This is a genomic window from Petrocella sp. FN5 (assembly GCF_029210395.1).
Taxonomy (GTDB): Bacteria; Bacillota; Clostridia; order Lachnospirales; family Vallitaleaceae; genus Petrocella.
In genome coordinates, this window is record NZ_JARGDP010000016.1 from 1 (window position 1) to 17,989 (window position 17,989).

Below are 17,989 nucleotides of genomic sequence, written 5' to 3' on the forward strand. Positions count from 1 at the left end.
AAACTTTACTATAGAATAATGATTCTCCATGATATTCAATTAGAGTCAAATGAAAAAAGACTTCTAGCTGAGAAGGTTGAAAACAGAGATATATTTGAATGGGCGAATGGCATATTCATATTCCTCCACAGCCCATTCTATTGATACTAGTCATAGAACTGAAAATACGCTTTATTTGATGCCGATATCGCTTCGATATTGTTTATTCTCAAATTCTATTTCAGCTACCGCTCCATAGGCAGTTTTTCTAGCCTCTTCCATAGATTCCCCAAATGCTGTCACACCAAGTACACGACCGCCATTTGTAACAACTCGGTCACCCTCTTTTTTTGTTCCGGCATGAAAGACGACAACATCGTCTTTCTTTTTTTGTTCTTCTAAACCGGTAATGGTGTAACCCTTCTCATAGGCTATAGGGTAGCCTCCAGACGCCATAACAACACATACAGTAGCTCTACTATCCCACTTTAGCTCAATCTCATCTAATCGGCCATCAATGGCCGCTTGGAAAACATCAAATAAATCCGTTTTTAGCTTTGGTAATACAACCTGTGCTTCCGGATCTCCAAATCTTGCGTTGTATTCCAATACCTTAATACCCTGTGGTGTTAACATCAAGCCAAAGAATATAATACCCATAAAAGGCCTTCCTTCTGCCTTCATAGCTCTTAAACTGGGCTCAAATATGGTTTTTACCGCTATTTCATGCATTTCCTTTGTGTAATACTGACTAGGAGAAAATGTACCCATACCACCTGTGTTTGGTCCTTGATCCTTGTCAAAAGCACGCTTGTGATCTTGTGCACTCACCATCGGTAGAACATGTTCCCCATCACAAAATGATAACACAGAAACCTCCGGTCCGGTCATGAACTCTTCTACCACCATAACTTTTCCGGCATCACCAAACTTTTGGGCCACCATAATCTCATCCACACCAGCTAAAGCTTCCTCTTGGGTCTCACATATCAAAACACCTTTACCAAGGGCCAGTCCATCTGCTTTTAGAACTGTTGGGTATGCACATGTTTTCAGATAGGCTTTTGCCTGATTTGGGTCATCAAAAACTTCATAACCGGCTGTTGGAATATTGTATTTTTTCATTAAGTCTTTAGCAAAAACTTTACTGCCTTCAAGTATGGCAGCATTTTTTCTTGGACCAAAAATACGTAAGCCATTAGACTCAAAGCGATCTACAACACCCAGCATCAATGGGTCATCCATCCCCACGACAGTCAAATCGATGGCTTCTTTAAGTGCAAAGTCAAGAAGCCCTTCTACATCTGTCGCTGCTATATTCACACAGTCTGCCATTTCCATGATGCCTGCATTGCCTGGGGCACAATAGATTTTAGTCACTTTCTTACTCTGTGCAAGTTTCCATATAATGGCATGTTCACGGCCGCCACCACCGATAACAAGTACTTTCATCTTAACTCCAATCCTTCATACAATATTAGATACCTTTACTAAACACTTTTCTTTTGAAACACTTTACCATGAATAACTTCCAACTGGCCCCTAGCGATTTGGTTAATGACTTCCGGTAACAACTGCCACTCCGCTTCTTCCATAATTCGCTTTTGTAGTGTTTCCGGTGTATCTGTTTCTAAGACCTCAACTGTTTTTTGAGCAACAATGGGACCAGTATCTGTACCCTCATCCACGAAGTGTATGGTAGCACCTGATACTTTAACCCCTCTGTCAAGAGCCGCTTCGTGGACCCTGAGACCATAGAAGCCGTCGCCAGAGAACGCCGGTAAAAGTGATGGATGCACATTAATGATTCTGTTCCTATAGGCGTTAATGAACCGACTGCCAAGTACAACTAAATAGCCTGCCAGTACCACCAAATCCACTTCTAATGCTTGAAAATGATTGATTAATGCTTGATCAAAATCTTCTCTCGTTTCATATGTTATTGGGCTTATCCAAGAGGTTGATAGACCATGCTTCTTAGCTCTTTCTAGAGCATAGGCTTTTTTCCTATTACTTACGACGGTTACAATTTTCGCGTTTTTTATTTCTTGATTCTCGATACGATCAATAATGGCTTGTAGATTGGTGCCGCCACCTGATACTAATATGCCGACTTTTAGCATAATTCCACTCCTGATTGACCTTGTTTGACTTCTCCTATTACATATGCTTTTTCACCTATAGACTCAAGGGCCTTAGTCGCCTGATCCACCTCACTTGGTGCTAGAGCCACAATCATACCAATCCCCATATTAAAGGTGTTGTACATGGCTTCCTGTTTGATATCTCCTAAGGCTTGCATAACATTAAAGATTGGATGCACCGGCCAAGTACCCAGTTGAATCTTTGCATAACAATCCTTGGGTAACATTCTTGGTATGTTTTCAATGAATCCACCACCGGTTATATGGCTGATGGCTTTTATTTTAACCGCTTCTTTTAGCGCTTTAATCATCTTGACATATATTTTTGTTGGTACAAGAAGGGCTTCTCCAAGATTGGTATCAAGACCGGCTACTTCAAGAGCCAGCTTTTCCCTCGTCGGATTAAAAAGTTTTCTGACCAAGGAATACCCATTACTATGAATACCCGATGAAGGTAGACCGAGTAATACATCCCCTTCTTTTATATCCTTACCATCAATCACATCTTTTTTATCCACGATACCAACAGAAAATCCGGCCAAATCGTATTCATTTTCCGGATAAAATCCCGGCATTTCCGCTGTCTCTCCTCCTATTAAAGCTGCACCTGATTGTCGACAACCCTCAGCAATCCCGCCCACGATGGTCGCTATTTTTTCAGGTATATTTTTGCCACAGGCAATATAATCTAAAAAGAATAAGGGTTCTGCTCCGGCACATATTATATCATTAACGCACATGGCGACAGCGTCGATACCGATGGTGTCATGTCGATCCAATTCAAAAGCGATCTTCAACTTTGTTCCGACACCGTCCGTACCAGAAACCAATATTGGCTCTTCCATCTTATGCTTGGCTAAGGAAAAAAGTCCGCCAAATCCACCTAAATCCGTTACCACTTCTTCACGCATGGTGGTTTTAACATGTGCTTTCATTAATTCAACTGCCTTGTAGCCTGCTTCCACATCTACACCTGCCGACTTATAATCTATTGACATCTTTTTGCCTCCTCATCTACAATCTCTACAGGATAATCGCCAGTAAAACAACCGGTACAGAATTCACATCCGGCACCCTCAAATGTTGATAATAAACCTTCTCTACTGATATAACCTACACTATCTGCACAAATAAGGTCTCTGATTTCATCCAAACTGTGGGTGCTAGCAATCAAATTCTCTCTTTCCGGTGTATCAATGCCAAAATAACAAGAATATTTTACCGGCGGAGAACTGACTCTAACATGAACCTCTTTTGCACCAGCTTCACGCAGTAAATTCACAATTCTTCTGCTGGTTGTACCCCTAACAATAGAATCATCAATCATAATGACCCTTTTCCCTTCGATCTGACTTCTTATGGGATTTAGTTTCAAATGTACGGCCAATTCCCTAAGCCCTTGACTTGGAGCGATAAAAGTTCTTCCCACATAGCGATTTTTCATAAAACCATCTACAAGAGGTATCCCGGATGCTGCCGCAAAGCCATGGGCTGCACCTAGTCCGGAGTCCGGTACCCCAACAACGACATCCGCTTCAACAGGATACTCTTCAAAGAGGACTTTCCCCGCTCTAAATCGTGCTTCATAGACCTCCAATGACTCAATCACCGAATCCGGTCTTGCAAAATAGATATATTCAAAACTACACATAGCCGATTGCTTTTTCTTATTGGTTTGAATGGACTCCAGTCCCTTTTCTTTACTGATGACAATAATCTCTCCTGGGTCCACATCTCTTACTAAGTCAACACCTAATGCGTCAAAAGCACAGGATTCAGAAGAGAATATAAAAGAGTCTTCTTTTTTCCCAAACACCAAAGGACGCATACCAAAAGGATCTCTTGCTGCAATGAGTTTATGAGGGGTCATAATGACAAGAGCATAGGCACCTTTGATGATGGACATGACTTCAACCAGTGCTTCTTCTATTGAGTTGTATTTAATTCTTGCTCTGGATAACAAGGCCGCTATGACTTCCGAGTCTGTTGTTGTTTGAAATATAGTACCTTTCACTTCCAGTTCCTTACGTAAAGTATCTGCATTCGTCAAGTTGCCGTTATGTGCTAAAGCCATATGACCTTTGGTATATTTGATGACGAGGGGTTGGGCGTTTTCCACCAAACTTGATCCGGTGGTAGAGTACCTGACATGGCCAATACCCGAATGACCATTTAGATAATCAAGTACATTGTCATCAAATATGTCCGCTACCATACCCATTTCTTTTCTATATACAATGGTGCCATTGTTATTAATGGCTATGCCTGCACTTTCTTGTCCTCTATGCTGTAACGCAAATAAGCCATAATAGACCATTCTTGAAGTGTCGAATTCATTGTTATTGTACACCCCAAATACACCACATTCTTCTTTTAATTTATCCTGCCACATAATTTCCTCCGAGTTGTCCTTTGATCAGTTGTCTAGTTGTCTTGAGCCAGTAAACGGTTCATGACTTCTTGATAAGCATCTTCTACATCCCCAAGGTTTCTTCTAAATCTATCTTTGTCTAGTTTTTTGTTGGTGGTGGCATCCCAGAAACGGCAAGTGTCCGGCGATATTTCGTCAGCCAGTATAATTTGACCTTTAGAGGTTTTTCCAAACTCAATCTTAAAATCAATGAGCTCAATATTTACATCTTTTAAATGGGCTGTTAGGGCTTCGTTGATTCTAAAAGCATAGGCCTCAATCAAATCTAATTCTTCTTTCGTTGCGATATCCAGTGCAAAAATATGGTAATTATTAATCATTGGGTCCCCAAGTTCATCGTTTTTATAGGAGTATTCCAGCACTGTCTTGTTCAACCTCATACCTTCTTCAAGGCCTAATCTTTTACTTAATGAACCGGCCGCAAAATTTCTTACAATCACCTCTAATGGGATGATGGTCACTTTTTTTACAACTGTTTCTCTGTCACTTAACTCTTCTATAAAGTGGGTAGGAATTCCTTTTGTCTCTAACATTTTCATAAAGAAATTGGACAAACGGTTATTGACAATCCCCTTCGCTTCGATGACACCTTTTTTGGCACCATTAAAGGCTGTTGCATCATCTTTATAGGATACAATTAACTTGTTTGCTTCATCGGTTATATAGACTTTTTTCGCCTTACCTTCGTATAAAAGTGCTTTTTTTTCCATTGATTTCCTCCGTGTTGTCAAAAGATGATTGTGGTCATGTTTCAATTTGGATCCTACATCTTTTCAAGATAGGCTTCGTATCCTATTGCTTCTATTTGACTTGCTTTTTCCTCTACCATTGTTTCTAGAGACTTCTTATAGGCCTCGACGCTTGTGTGAATTCCTTCATCAAAGCTACCTAATATTTGACCTGCTAAAAGTCCGGCATTTTTTGCACCATTAATGGCCACGGTTGCAACGGGTATGCCTGGTGGCATCTGGACAATTGAGTATAGAGAATCAATTCCACTTAGACTGCTGGTCTTAACCGGAACCCCAATAACCGGTACCGTGGTTAAGGCTGCTACCATGCCCGGTAGATGGGCTGCCCCACCTGCACCTGCAATAATAACTTTCAGACCTTTATTTTTTGCCTCTTTTCCATAGGTATACATGCGTTCCGGCGTCCTATGGGCTGAAACGATGGTAAGTTCATAAGGTATCTTCAAGGCATCTAGTACTTTTGCCGCTTCTGACATAACAGGAAGGTCTGAATCACTTCCCATAATAATTCCAATTAAAGCTTGCATACATATCTCCTATTCTTCCTTTATAATTTTGATTTTTGAAAAGGCCAATTCTGCTGCTGCTCTTGCTTCTTCAACCGTTGAACCAATTGCTGTTATATGTCCCATTTTTCGATGTAGCTTTACCTCTTTTTTGCCATAGAGATGCACTTTTGATTTTGATACCTGACAGGCTTTGCTTAAACCAAGGACTTTACTAGTCCCTGTGGCTTCTCCTAACAGGTTTTTCATGACCACCGGTGTTCTAAGTGTTACATCACCCAGAGGCAACCCTGCTATGGCTCTAATATGGTTTTCAAATTGAGAGGTTAAGCAGGCTTCTATAGTGTAGTGCCCTGAATTATGAGGTCTTGGTGCCACTTCATTCACATAGAGTTTTTCATCTTTGGTTACAAATAATTCAACGCAAAACATACCCACACCATGAAATATATTCATGACCTCGGTAGCCATTGCCATTGCTTTCTTTGTGGCCTTATCTGATAAGTTGGCCGGTACTGCCGTTTCATCTAAAATGCTGTTTATGTGTTTGTTTTCACCAACAGGATATACGGCCAGATCCCCGTCTATGCCCCTACAAGCCAATACAGAGATTTCTTTATCAAAATTAACGAATCTTTCAATCATAAGAGGGCGTTTTCCACTTCCCAGTTGTTCATAAGCTGTTTGAACTTCTTCTGCATTTTTTATTAAAAAATTACCTTTGCCATCATAGCCGCCTGTACAGCTTTTTAGCATCATAGGATAACCAAAGCTTTTACCAATGCGGTGTATATCGGATATCTCTTTAACCTGATGAAAATCCGGTACAGGCACCCCATTTTCAAGTAAAGTTTTTTTCTGGCTAAATTTATTTTGAATAATGGCCAAACTTTCAGGCGTAGGGTAAATGGCATGCCCTTCTTTTTCTAATTCTTTTAGAATCTCTACATGAATATGTTCAAATTCATAGGTGATGACATCCACCTTGTTTGCCAATTCACGAATGGCATCCACATCATCAAACGCCGCAATAATATGCTCATCTGATATGGCATGGGATGGACAATCCTTTGTTGGGTCTAAGGTCACGATATAATATCCGTATCTCTTCCCATCCAGAATCATCATCTTGCCAAGTTGTCCGCCGCCTATTATACCTATTCTCTTAAGCTCACTCATGTTATAACCTCTTTTTCTGTCATACCGTCATAAGGCTTTCAAACACATAAAGTTCAGATAAAATGACATTCAGCCCACTTCACACGTCCTTTTAATGCTATTCTACAGAGAAAACCATCATTCGTCAACTGTTTTACCGAACATTTATATACTAATCCTCTTAAATATTCGGATTTGTTTTGTGTAAAATTACGTCATGACATACATGTATGTATTATTTATTGTTCCAAACCGGTTAAAGCTCTTTTTTTACTACAAAAAAGTCGGTTATGATGATAGGACATCACAGCCGACTTTCATATAGTTTTGACACTTTAACCATGGTTAAAGCCTCTAAACTAAGTTTCTTTAATTTACATACAGTATTTTTCCATTGTCTTTAGAACAGCACCAGGTCCTTCAATAAGCTCATTAAACATTTTTTGTATCTTATCAGCCAACCCTGCTTCATAAAGATCTACACCAAAAATGTTTTTATTACTAAGAATACCTGTTATGACTATATCTTTACTTCCAAGAGCAACTTCTTTTAATTCATTTTTCAACATCTCCAAAAGAGGATCCGAACTGATTTCAAAGGGCATACCTTGGTCATCCACGCCCAATAGGTATCGACACCATAGTGCAAGTGCCAATGGAATTGCTACTAAATCCTTGGCATTTAAAGTTTCATTTTTCATGTAAGATTTGATGGTTTCTCCGAATCGAATACCCACTTTTTGAGATGTATCTGTTGCGATACGTTGTGGTGAATCCGGAATATAGGGATTCATGAAACGTTCATATACCACTTCATCTAAAAATTCTTTTGGATTGATAATACCCGGATCTACAACGACTTTCAGTCCTTCGTCATAGCCGATTTTTTCCACAAAACGTTTTAGTACCGGATTATTCATTTCATCCGCTATTAAGGTATAGCCTAAGAGACAACCGGACACAGCAAGTCCCGTGTGCAAAGGATTTAGACACGTTGTAACCTTCATCGTCTCAATTCGATTAACGGTCTCTCTGTCAGTAAAAATGACACCAGCACCTTCAAGTTCCGGTCTGCCATTTGTAAAAATATCCTCAATAACCAGATATTCACTGATTTCTGCGTTAACAAAAGGTGCCATATAGGAATTTTTCGAAGTTACAATCGGTTCCAAATTTTCTATACCAAATTCTTCCAGCTTCTCTTGAACAACTTTTGATGGCCTTGGCGTGATCTTATCAATCATTGTAAATGGATAGGCTACTTTATTTTGATCTTCTAAATAAGTGACAAACCCTTCTTCAACAAATCCTCTTTTATGCCATTCTTTGCCCATGGTGATGACAGCCTCTTTTAGGATATCGCCATTATGGGAGCAATTGTCCATACTCACAAGGGTTATAGGATAGGCACCTTCTTTATATCTTGTATACATCAAAGCTGCAATAATACTCATGGTATGATAGACTTCTTGTGGGCCTTTCTCAAAGTCCTGTAATACAATGTCAAGAAACCTACCTTGAGGATTTTTTAGAGCATAGCCCTTTTCTGTTATGGTGAAGCTGACCATTTGTAAGCTTTTTGCCTTAATAATTTCTCGTAAACGTTCCTGATCTGCTTTTCTTACTTGATCTGTTGTTAGGCTTTCTACTATACTACCAACAACGGTTTTCTCAAAGCTTCCATCCGCCTTCATCAATACTAAAAGGGAGAGATTATCATAGGGCGTATATACTTTATCCACGACCTCATAATCAAAAGATTCGACTGCAATTATACCTGTATCCGCCTTATTATTGTTTAGAACTTTCTGATAGGCATTGGCGATAAAACCCCTGAAAATATTTCCTGCGCCAAAATGTATCCATGTTGGATTTTTTTGCGTATTTTGAGTAATTTTGTCTCTGTCATATAAAGGCAGTTCGATATCTTTTTCTTTCCAAGCTTCTTTATTCATTAAACCTTCATTGCTTAATTGTAACATTTAGTTACCACCTTTTCTTTTGTCAAGACTGTCTATGATACCTAACATATACATCACGCCTAGTGCACGATCGTATAGGCCGTATCCGGGTCGACAGGTCTTTTCCTCTCCCCATAAATGACGACCATGATCCGGACGAATATAGCCTTCAAACCCATGATCATGATAGGCTTTAAGTACCTCATATATATCTACGTTACCATCTTTACCACGATGGGATACTTCTATAAAGTCTCCATTCTCAAATACTTTTACGTTACGAATATGGGCAAAGTGAATTCGATTACTAAATTCACGAATGATATCAGGAATCTTATTTAATAAGTTCGGTCCTAAAGATCCTGTACATAGTGTCAACCCATTATAAGGACTATCTACTAATTCTAAAAATGTTTTAATGTGGTCTCGATCTCTGATGATTCTAGGAAGACCAAAAATAGGCCATGGCGGATCATCCGGGTGAATGGCCATTTTTACATCATGGGCCTCACAAACAGGTATGATTTTTTCTAGAAAGTATTTTAGATTATCAAAGAGTTGTTCTTCTTTCATACCTTCATAAGCCTTAAACAGTTCATCCAGCTTCGCCATTCTTTCAGGTTCCCAACCTGGCATCGTAAAATTCCCTGTATTTCCAAGGATTCTATTCACCATGTCTTTGGGATCATCTGTAATGGCATTTTTCTCATAAAACAATGCATTTGATCCATCTGGCAAAGCCCTATATAGATCTGTTCGTGTCCAATCAAATACAGGCATGAAGTTATAACATATCACTTTAACACCTGCTTTTGCCAGCTTCTTAATTGTATCAATATAGATCTCAATATAGCGATCGCGACTTGGAAGCCCAAGCTTAATATCATCATGAACATTAACGCTTTCAACGATATCCGCATTAAAGCCTTTTGATTTGATGTAATCTGTTGTTTCTTGTATTTCTGCCATTTCCCATGTTTCACCGGCAGCTTTTTGGTGGAGGGACCACACGATACCTTCAACACCCGGTATCTGCTTTATTTGATCTAAGGTAATGGAGTCGTTGCCTTTTCCATACCAACGCCATGTCATTTGCATTTTCATTCTCCTAACTTTTTCGAATTACATTTCACTCAAAACTGACAACAACTTTTCTAATACTTGTATCACCACTATCTATTAAATCAAAGGCTTTCTGAATATCTGCAAATTTATATACATGTGAAACAGCGCCTGTTAAATCAAGTTGATCCGCTTCAATACGATCCAGTACTTCTTGAAATCTTTTGTTCTGTAATCTAGATCCTCTTACGTCCAATTCTTTAGCTGTGATTCTTAATTGAGTGACTTCTGTTTTCTCTTCAGAAAAACCCATGGTAATAACCCGTCCTGCATTACCGGTTACATTCAGCAAAAATGGAAGTGTATCTTTGGTACAAGCTGCATCCACTGAGACTGTTACACCATAACCATCTGTAATTTCTCGAATCCTTTTCTCGGCTTCATCATTCCCTACATTGACAACATAATCTGCGCCTGATGCCAGAGCCTCTTCCAATTTATCATCAAAAATGTCTGCTACGATAATCTTAGCGCCTGATAAACGTGCAACTTTCAAGATACTGCTTCCTAGTGCTCCGGCACCCATTATTAATAGGGTATCTTCTTTTGCTAGCTCTGCACGGTGCAGACATTGTACCGCTATCGTTGCAGGCTCAATCATGACGGCATCCGTATACGCTATTTTCTCAGGCAAAATATAGCAACTGCTTTGATCCACATTGATATATTCTCTGTACCCACCATGAACGTGTACACCTCGCACCTTTAATGTATGACATACATTGCCTCTACCCATTTTACAGGCATAACATTCACCACAATTCATGACTTGGTCAATTATAACTCGGTCACCTATTTTTAACTGATCCACTTGACTTCCAACTTCATCAACGACGCCTACAATTTCATGTCCTAGGACCCTAGGGTAGGTCGCTACCGGACTTGTTCCGTGATAGATATGAACATCAGACCCACATATGCCTGCAGCCATAATTTTTACTATTACTTCTGTATTTGACTCCAAAGTAGGTTGGTCCATTTCTACTATTTCCATGTTCAGTGGTTCATTAACCATCGCTGCTTTCATATTGATTCCTTTCTATTTCTTTCTATTGCCTTATAGTCATTTTCTCAAATAACCGGATTATGTTCTACTTAACTACTTCTTTGACTATCGATTGTTCATGTTTATTTTCTTTAAAATATTCAGGATAAAGCTCTCTCATCATCTGCTTATCAATTTCAAATCTATTCAAGTGCTTACAAATAGATGCTTTGGCCGCTTCTTCATTATGTTCAATAATAGCCTCTAGAATCGCTTTATGGTCACTGACAATTTTTAAGTCTTTTATTGTTACCAGACTTAGATTTCTAAATCTATCATAATGAATCATAAATCCTTTAATCATTGAATAAGAACGTTCTTTTTTACATATTGTAAACAACTTCTTATGAAAAGCATCATCTAACTCTAATAACCTATCAGGGTCCGGATGTTCCAAATAAAACTCTTGAAGCCTTACATTCTCCTTCAAATCAAAAATATCTTTTTCGGTGGCTAGATTACAAGCCAGCCTTACGATTTCCGGTTCAATAATCAGTCTTAAAAAACGTGCTTCTTCAACCAGTTCTGTATCAATTAATGAAATTACACTTCCTTTTTGCGGATATATCTCAACAATTTGTGCTTTACTAAGTTCAATTAAAGCTTCTCTCACCGGCGTTCTACTTAGACCCATGTTCAAAGCTATTTCATTTTCGCTAACAATGCTTCCAGGCTTCAATTTCATCGATATAATATTGCTTCTTAATATTCTCAATGCATATTCTCGGGCTGATTCTCCTTGATACCTTTCAACAACTTCCATAGATTCATCTCCTCAAAATATTTTTATTATCGCCTTTTAGATTATCATTTTTTTATTGATTAATCTATAGATATGCTAAATTATAATAGGCAGTATTTCATACCATTACTTTCTTGCAACATTTATACTACTTAATGAAACTCGGAAGCCATAATGTAATCGGTTCATAAAAAGCTACAAGAAAGAGTACTATAAGATTTGCAAATAGAAAAGGTAAAATAGCTTTTGATATCCTTATCAAAGAAATATCCCCGATTTTTGCAGCTACAAATAAACATACACCCACAGGTGGCGTAACAAGTCCAATAATCAAGTTTAATACGGCCATCACTGCAAATTGAATATCAGGCATACCGATTGATCTTGATACAACCAATAGTACTGGAAACAAAATAACAATTGCAGATATCGTTTCCATAAACATACCAACGAAAATCAACAGAAGATTTATCAACAAAATTACAAGAATTTTATTTGTAGTCAATGATAGCATGCCATCTGCAATCATTTGAGGTATCTTTTCACTAGCTAGAATCCAAGCGAATACATTTGCAAATCCAACAAGTACCAATATACTTGCAGATGATCTTGCAGATTCTGCTAGAAGTTTTGGAATCATGCTGATTTTTAATTCTTTATACACAAATATACCAACACAGAGTGCGTAGAGTACAGCAATGATTGCTGCTTCTGTAGGTGTAAAAATACCACCTAAAATACCGAACAAAATAATTACAGTCATCAATAGCGCCCAAAATGCGGATCTAAATGATTTGAACATTTCGCCAAGTGAAGCTATATTACCTTTAGGATAATTACGTTTTTTAGCCATATACCCATTAATTACCATTTGAAATACTCCAATCAATATCCCCGGAATCATACCTGCAATAAACAACTTACCTACAGAAATTCCTGTAAGTGTTCCTGCAATAATCATTGGTATACTCGGTGGAATAATTGGTCCAATGGTAGAGCTTGCTGCTGTTATAGCGCAAGCATAGTCTGAATCATATCCTGATTTTTTCATTGCAGGAATCATAACGCCTCCAATAGAAGCAGTGTCAGCAACCGCTGTTCCTGATATTCCAGCAAAAATCATGGATGAGCCGATGTTAGCAAATCCCATTCCACCACGAATATGTCCAAATAGTTTATCTCCAAAATCTACAATTTTCTGTGTAATACCGCCTACATTCATAAGATTGCCTGCTAATACAAATCCCGGTATAGCCAATAATACAAAAGAATCCATGCCACCATAGATTTTTTGTGGTAATGCAAATAAATCTATTCCCGCCAGTAACAAGTAAATAAAAGAAGATAAACCTAATGAATAAGCAACTGGTATGCCTACCATTAGAGAAAAGATAAAAGAAACAAATAATACAATAACCAATACATTCATTAAGCAACATCCTCCTTGTATTTTTTAAATGCACTTATTTTCCTGATTGCTATATATACATTAGCAATACCCATACCAACGATACAAATAAAAACAAATGAGTGTATGTACATCATATTGACTCTCAACCCGGCTGATAATTGTCTACCTCCAAGTTGCGTAAATTTATTAGCAGCTGGTATTAAATAGAGAAGAAATCCACCTACTACAAAATGAACAGATGCTTCATATATAAGTTTTCTTCTTCCTTTAAACAATGATGGAACAACATCTACTGCAACAAATTCATTATGAAGCACAGCAGTAATTGATGAAATAGAAATCAGGAAGATAAAAATCATTCTCGTTAACTCTTCAGTCCAATGGTAAGGCTTATTCATCAGTGGTGTTCTTCCAATTATTTGTAGTGTGACTACTACTATAAGTGCAATAAATGCAACGATAGATATAATCTCCAAAATATGGTGGATTTTATTTAGTATGCTATTTCTTTTCATAGCTATTCCTCACATTCCTTAGAGTTTAGTATTAATATCCAAGAAGACTTGGATATTAATACTAAATAAACTACTTGGTATTCTTGATTAATGTATAGAGTTCAAACAGATCTGGTGATAAATTCTCTTCATAGTATTCTTCAGCAACACGTACCATTTCTGTAGTATCTGTTTCTATAAACTCTAAGCCTTTTTCTTCTAGGAGTATGTTTAAAGTCGCTTCTTCACCTTCCGTGAACAACTGGTACTCATAATCATGTGCAACCTGAGCCGCATCCATCATAACTGCTTGTAGATCCTCTGGTAGTTCGTTCCATTGATCTACACCAATCAACATATAAATCCAACCACGAACATGTTCTGTTTTATTGATATATTTCTGAACTTCATAGAATCCACCACTGTACATTAGTGCTAATGGGTTATCTTGTGCTTCAATAACATTTTGTTGTAAGGAAGTAAAAACTTCTGAGAATGCCATTGGTACAGGTCTTGCTCCCCATGCATTCCAAACTTCAATAAAAAGTGGTACATTCGGTAATCTTAAATTCAAGCCTTGTAAGTCGTTAATGTCATTTATAGGCTTATTTGATGTAAGCATTCTCGGGCCTCTTTCAAAATAAGTTAGTACTTTTAATCCAGCCTGATTTAAAATTGCCTCTTCTAGTATTTTTCCCGGCTCTCCATTTATTACAGCATTCATATGCTCTGAATCTTTAATAAGATATGGTGTTGACATAACCCCTACAAGATTTGCCCAGTTTTGAAGTGACTCACCAGACAATACCATATCTGCTGTGCCCGCTTGAATAGCCGTAACGTTATCAATTTCATTACCTAATTGTTCGTTAGCATATACTTCAATTTTTATTCTTCCGTTAGATTGCGCTTCAACTTCTTCAGCAAATTTCATAGCGCCTTTATGCCAAGTATTATTCTCGTCAGCCGCATGTCCAAATTTGAAGCTGTAAACTGTGTCATCCATAGCCTCATCGGTTTCAACTTCTGTCTCTGTACTTACTGATTCAGATGGTTCCGTAGTCGCCTTATCAGATGAACACCCAACAAACAATGATACTAATAATGATACCACAACTAGCATAACAATAAAATTTTTCATTTTCATTCCACTTCCTCCTAATGCCATTTTAAAAATCCTCCTTTTACATTGCATGTATAATCCGCATCATGTTACATACTAATTTATTAGTATACTAGTATACTATCACCATAGTTATACATTGTCAACAACTTTATTTCCAATTAATTCTTCTTGTTGTACAATAACCACTACACATTCAACGACAATAGCTATTTTTCTTATATTCATAGTCTTACATGTCAGTAAATATAATCTAAGCTATAACTATCTATGCATTTTCTACATGAGTACACTCCATATGAAAAAAAACAGCAACCTCAGATCTTCATCTTCAGTCACTGCTTTTATTAATTCATTACTCTTCTATTAAATAGTTTAATACTCTAATAATATCTTCTTTATGACTGCTTAGGGCATATACACCAACATAATACGTTTCATCTTCTTCTTGTATTAAAGGACGTAACCTGGGGAAATAATCCAATGACACTATGAATTTTCCATCTATACCCTTAGCACCTAATACCTCTAAACGCTCAACTAGGTCAGCACCCTCTGACACATCTCTCATCTCTTCTAAAGATATAAAAAACTTGTTTTCCACAAGATACTCTTTATTCTCTTCATCGACTACAAGAATGTCTAAAGCTTTGACCGATGATTTTCCCATGAATCTTGCTTCACTGGTCATGGTTGTCGTTGGATTAATCTCAGGGTTAATCTCTAGGAACTCTATCATTAAGGCTTCATTCTCTGCTGTGTTCATAATCTGATGGTTCAAAGTGTCTTCTAGCTGTCTGGCATAAACCACATCATGACTTTTTGTCCTTATGGTGATGTCCATGACGATGTCCGGTGCCGGATTTAACCAGTAGTTGTTCACAAGTGAACCTAGTATTAGAATCACCGCTATGCTCAATAAAATATGCACTTTATAATATGCCCAAACATGGTCAATTTTCTCCGATTTGCTCATTGTTTTCCAAGTCATAGTTCCTCCTACAAAAACCGCTCTTCTTGATGCATTCTTTCTTACACATGATCTTTATCATCGAAGGGTTGATTTAGGGCTTCTGTGCCTTTTAGCACAAAACGACCACCTTGGATGATGGGATAAGCGATACCGTCATTCGTATATCCAATGATGGTATCCAACTCATCATAGGGTATGGTAATATCCGTATGGCGATAAGTATAGGCCTCCTCTACTTTTGTATTTCTAAGCTTAGTTTTTTCATTTTCCCTGGCGATCATCTCTTTTCCATCCGGATTGTAGACTTGTTGGTCTTCCCCCCATACAAAACAGGTATCGCCTATAGCAAAGTGTGGTCCGGCTTTTTCACCGATAAGAATGGGCAATAAGGCGTGAATATTATATTTCTTAGCCATCATATAAGCCACCGTATTGGTCCCAATGGCAAATTCCCCAAGTGGTAATGTGGTATGGGGATATAGAAGGGTCTCTTCAATGTATTTCAGGTTTTCCTCTTTTGTTTCAAAATTCTTACAGGCATATTTGACCACCATGCCCTCTTTAAACCACAATTTTAGATCTTTGTACCTTAATCCCGTTAGATATATGTCTTTTACATGGAGCAAACCTTCTGTGCCTGACAGGACCGGTGTTGTATAGACTTCTCCTACGGGTACATTCACATCTGCTGTGCAATTATCAAATTTGGTCTGTGTTTTAGGGTCTGCTAAGGGCATTAACTGAACTTTCATATCGGTCCTGTTCTGACCTGCCCCTTTAACCACCACATACTCTGTCTGATCTAAAGCATCAATGATTGCCTGTTGGATATCTTCATACATTTTTGGATCTAAAGTATTGACTTTTATGGTCGCCTCAAAAATAGCCTTGTAATCCTTACCAATACTTGGTAAGGGATAATCATTAATGGTAAAACTATAGGAAGAACCCGGCAAATACTTACCCTGAAGGTTTTTTACCGCTACTGTGTGCTTACTTACGAGCTCCGTCATTTTTTTATCATAGGTCATGTTGGCTTCATGGTTCTTCGGTTCAAAAGGCAAATTGCCAAAAACTTCCATCAAAGCCAAGCCAGCATAAACCCGAGCTTTTTCTTTGTATTTTTCAAAGATGTCTTTTTTGATCTTATAAATAGCGTCTAAGTAAACCCCATCCATGTATATGGCATTACTGAATCGATGGTCGTATTCCATTTGTTCATTGGGTTTAGTATTACACAGTCTCGGTCTCTGTGCGCCCTTTAGCTCATACTGTACGATTGGTTTTAGCCCTAGCTTTTTAAAGTTATCGCTGGCTTTTTTTATTATTCTTTCAAACCCTAGATGATAAGTGAGAAGTATGCTTTTCTTGTGATCAAATATTTTTTTTTCCCTTTGATACCCACGCATAAAGGCTTCTGAAAAAGTATTTGCAATCAAGTCGATTTTTTCTTCCTCCATACTAAGGATCTGCTTAGCGCTCTCGATTTCATTGGTCCCTACATACATACCATATCTAAAGAGATACCTTAAGTCTTCATGGTTGTAATCCCTTATGATGTGAGCGTAAGTGTCAAACTCCGGTGATACAAGTCTTATCCAATAATGCTCTTCTAGAACACTTGCATGGTTAAGCAAATGATCTCTCATCATCAAACTCAATGTTTTAACTTCTTCCTCCTTTTTTAGCAAAATGCGCTCATATAGCCTTAAAAAGAGTTCATTGTAAACCATCATATCATAACGTCTGTCTTCATAAGCAAATCCTACAAATTGACGGATTATAAAGTTAAAACCTGACAAGAACCTTCCCATCTCTAAGCCGAAAACAGCACAGGCATAAGTAGGGTTAACAAAGCTGGTGGCATAATGAGCGCTGCTAATATCTGCATAAAGGTCATGATTGATTTGTAGCAGCGTATCAAAATCCTTATCTTCGTAATATGTAGGCATTTTGATGGCTTCGTTGTGAGCCATCATCGCCATCATAAAACTGCCCACCTTCTTAAAATATCGATGGTAGTTATTCTTGTTTTGTTGGCTTCCAATCTCTATGAGACAATCTGCTATAGCCTTTTTTGAAATCTCATACCGCTCTTTGACCTCTGTATTAGAGGCTGTATATAACTTATTAGTTGGTCTCATATTT

The 17,989-nt window shown here is 38.0% G+C and carries 16 protein-coding genes; all 16 read right to left on the reverse strand.

The features are described 5' to 3' along the window. Positions 1–171 precede the first annotated feature (171 nt). The 16 genes from purD to P0N36_RS06225 all read right to left on the reverse strand — a co-directional run bounded on the left by purD (position 172) and on the right by P0N36_RS06225 (position 17,985). Positions 172–1,431, reverse strand: coding sequence for a phosphoribosylamine--glycine ligase (gene purD, locus P0N36_RS06150; protein ID WP_275841966.1), 1,260 nt, complete (start codon positions 1,429–1,431; stop codon positions 172–174). Between the two features lie 38 nt (positions 1,432–1,469). Continuing rightward, positions 1,470–2,102, reverse strand: coding sequence for a phosphoribosylglycinamide formyltransferase (gene purN / locus P0N36_RS06155; protein WP_275841967.1), 633 nt, complete (start codon positions 2,100–2,102; stop codon positions 1,470–1,472). Then, a complete protein-coding gene (purM, locus tag P0N36_RS06160; RefSeq protein WP_275842008.1) occupies positions 2,096–3,115 on the reverse strand; it encodes a phosphoribosylformylglycinamidine cyclo-ligase in 1,020 nt (339 codons plus the stop codon). The genes purN and purM overlap by 7 nt, the downstream gene beginning before the upstream one ends. Next, positions 3,112–4,515: an amidophosphoribosyltransferase gene (purF, locus tag P0N36_RS06165; protein WP_275841968.1), complete on the reverse strand. Its 1,404-nt coding sequence runs from the start codon at positions 4,513–4,515 to the stop codon at positions 3,112–3,114. Before purF ends, purM begins: the two co-directional genes overlap by 4 nt. Positions 4,516–4,547: 32 nt before the next feature. Beyond that, entirely contained in the window at positions 4,548–5,264 is a 717-nt protein-coding gene (gene purC / locus P0N36_RS06170) for a phosphoribosylaminoimidazolesuccinocarboxamide synthase (RefSeq protein ID WP_275841969.1), read from the reverse strand. A 53-nt stretch (positions 5,265–5,317) separates the two neighbouring features. Then, positions 5,318–5,833 (reverse strand): 5-(carboxyamino)imidazole ribonucleotide mutase, encoded by a 516-nt coding sequence (gene purE, locus P0N36_RS06175; RefSeq protein WP_275841970.1) that lies wholly within the window; start codon positions 5,831–5,833, stop codon positions 5,318–5,320. A gap of 9 nt (positions 5,834–5,842) precedes the next feature. Then, on the reverse strand, positions 5,843–6,991 hold the full coding sequence (locus tag P0N36_RS06180) for a 5-(carboxyamino)imidazole ribonucleotide synthase (RefSeq protein WP_275841971.1): 1,149 nt from the start codon (positions 6,989–6,991) through the stop codon (positions 5,843–5,845). A 353-nt stretch (positions 6,992–7,344) separates the two neighbouring features. Next, positions 7,345–8,952, reverse strand: coding sequence for a mannitol dehydrogenase family protein (locus tag P0N36_RS06185; protein WP_275841972.1), 1,608 nt, complete (start codon positions 8,950–8,952; stop codon positions 7,345–7,347). Then, complete coding sequence (gene uxuA, locus P0N36_RS06190) at positions 8,953–10,029, reverse strand: mannonate dehydratase (RefSeq protein ID WP_275841973.1); 1,077 nt, start codon at positions 10,027–10,029, stop codon at positions 8,953–8,955. It abuts the gene before it with no gap. A gap of 31 nt (positions 10,030–10,060) precedes the next feature. Further along, positions 10,061–11,080, reverse strand: a complete 1,020-nt coding sequence (locus P0N36_RS06195) for an alcohol dehydrogenase catalytic domain-containing protein (RefSeq protein WP_275841974.1) — start codon at positions 11,078–11,080, stop codon at positions 10,061–10,063. A 64-nt stretch (positions 11,081–11,144) separates the two neighbouring features. Next, entirely contained in the window at positions 11,145–11,861 is a 717-nt protein-coding gene (locus tag P0N36_RS06200) for a GntR family transcriptional regulator (RefSeq protein ID WP_275841975.1), read from the reverse strand. A gap of 127 nt (positions 11,862–11,988) precedes the next feature. Continuing rightward, on the reverse strand, positions 11,989–13,269 hold the full coding sequence (locus tag P0N36_RS06205; protein WP_275841976.1) for a TRAP transporter large permease: 1,281 nt from the start codon (positions 13,267–13,269) through the stop codon (positions 11,989–11,991). Then, a complete protein-coding gene (locus P0N36_RS06210) occupies positions 13,269–13,766 on the reverse strand; it encodes a TRAP transporter small permease (protein ID WP_275841977.1) in 498 nt (165 codons plus the stop codon). Before P0N36_RS06210 ends, P0N36_RS06205 begins: the two co-directional genes overlap by 1 nt. A gap of 70 nt (positions 13,767–13,836) precedes the next feature. Continuing rightward, positions 13,837–14,892 carry a TRAP transporter substrate-binding protein gene (locus tag P0N36_RS06215; RefSeq protein WP_275841978.1) on the reverse strand — a complete coding sequence of 352 codons (1,056 nt, stop codon included), beginning with the start codon at positions 14,890–14,892 and terminating at the stop codon, positions 13,837–13,839. A 331-nt stretch (positions 14,893–15,223) separates the two neighbouring features. Further along, complete coding sequence (locus P0N36_RS06220) at positions 15,224–15,859, reverse strand: hypothetical protein (RefSeq protein WP_275841979.1); 636 nt, start codon at positions 15,857–15,859, stop codon at positions 15,224–15,226. A gap of 41 nt (positions 15,860–15,900) precedes the next feature. Beyond that, a complete protein-coding gene (locus P0N36_RS06225; RefSeq protein ID WP_275841980.1) occupies positions 15,901–17,985 on the reverse strand; it encodes an aminopeptidase in 2,085 nt (694 codons plus the stop codon). Positions 17,986–17,989 lie beyond the last annotated feature (4 nt).

Excerpts from the sequence above, each read along its gene's own strand:
- P0N36_RS06205 (WP_275841976.1), bottom strand. The coding sequence starts at position 13,269 with ATGAATGTATTGGTTATTGTATTATTTGTTTCTTTTATCTTTTCTCTA.
- P0N36_RS06195 (WP_275841974.1), bottom strand. The coding sequence starts at position 11,080 with ATGAAAGCAGCGATGGTTAATGAACCACTGAACATGGAAATAGTAGAA.
- purE (WP_275841970.1), bottom strand. The coding sequence starts at position 5,833 with ATGCAAGCTTTAATTGGAATTATTATGGGAAGTGATTCAGACCTTCCT.
- P0N36_RS06200 (WP_275841975.1), bottom strand. The coding sequence starts at position 11,861 with ATGGAAGTTGTTGAAAGGTATCAAGGAGAATCAGCCCGAGAATATGCA.
- purD (WP_275841966.1), bottom strand. The coding sequence starts at position 1,431 with ATGAAAGTACTTGTTATCGGTGGTGGCGGCCGTGAACATGCCATTATA.
- P0N36_RS06220 (WP_275841979.1), bottom strand. The coding sequence starts at position 15,859 with ATGACTTGGAAAACAATGAGCAAATCGGAGAAAATTGACCATGTTTGG.
- P0N36_RS06185 (WP_275841972.1), bottom strand. The coding sequence starts at position 8,952 with ATGTTACAATTAAGCAATGAAGGTTTAATGAATAAAGAAGCTTGGAAA.
- P0N36_RS06180 (WP_275841971.1), bottom strand. The coding sequence starts at position 6,991 with ATGAGTGAGCTTAAGAGAATAGGTATAATAGGCGGCGGACAACTTGGC.
- purF (WP_275841968.1), bottom strand. The coding sequence starts at position 4,515 with ATGTGGCAGGATAAATTAAAAGAAGAATGTGGTGTATTTGGGGTGTAC.
- uxuA (WP_275841973.1), bottom strand. The coding sequence starts at position 10,029 with ATGCAAATGACATGGCGTTGGTATGGAAAAGGCAACGACTCCATTACC.
- purN (WP_275841967.1), bottom strand. The coding sequence starts at position 2,102 with ATGCTAAAAGTCGGCATATTAGTATCAGGTGGCGGCACCAATCTACAA.
- P0N36_RS06225 (WP_275841980.1), bottom strand. The coding sequence starts at position 17,985 with ATGAGACCAACTAATAAGTTATATACAGCCTCTAATACAGAGGTCAAA.
- P0N36_RS06215 (WP_275841978.1), bottom strand. The coding sequence starts at position 14,892 with ATGAAAATGAAAAATTTTATTGTTATGCTAGTTGTGGTATCATTATTA.
- P0N36_RS06210 (WP_275841977.1), bottom strand. The coding sequence starts at position 13,766 with ATGAAAAGAAATAGCATACTAAATAAAATCCACCATATTTTGGAGATT.
- purC (WP_275841969.1), bottom strand. The coding sequence starts at position 5,264 with ATGGAAAAAAAAGCACTTTTATACGAAGGTAAGGCGAAAAAAGTCTAT.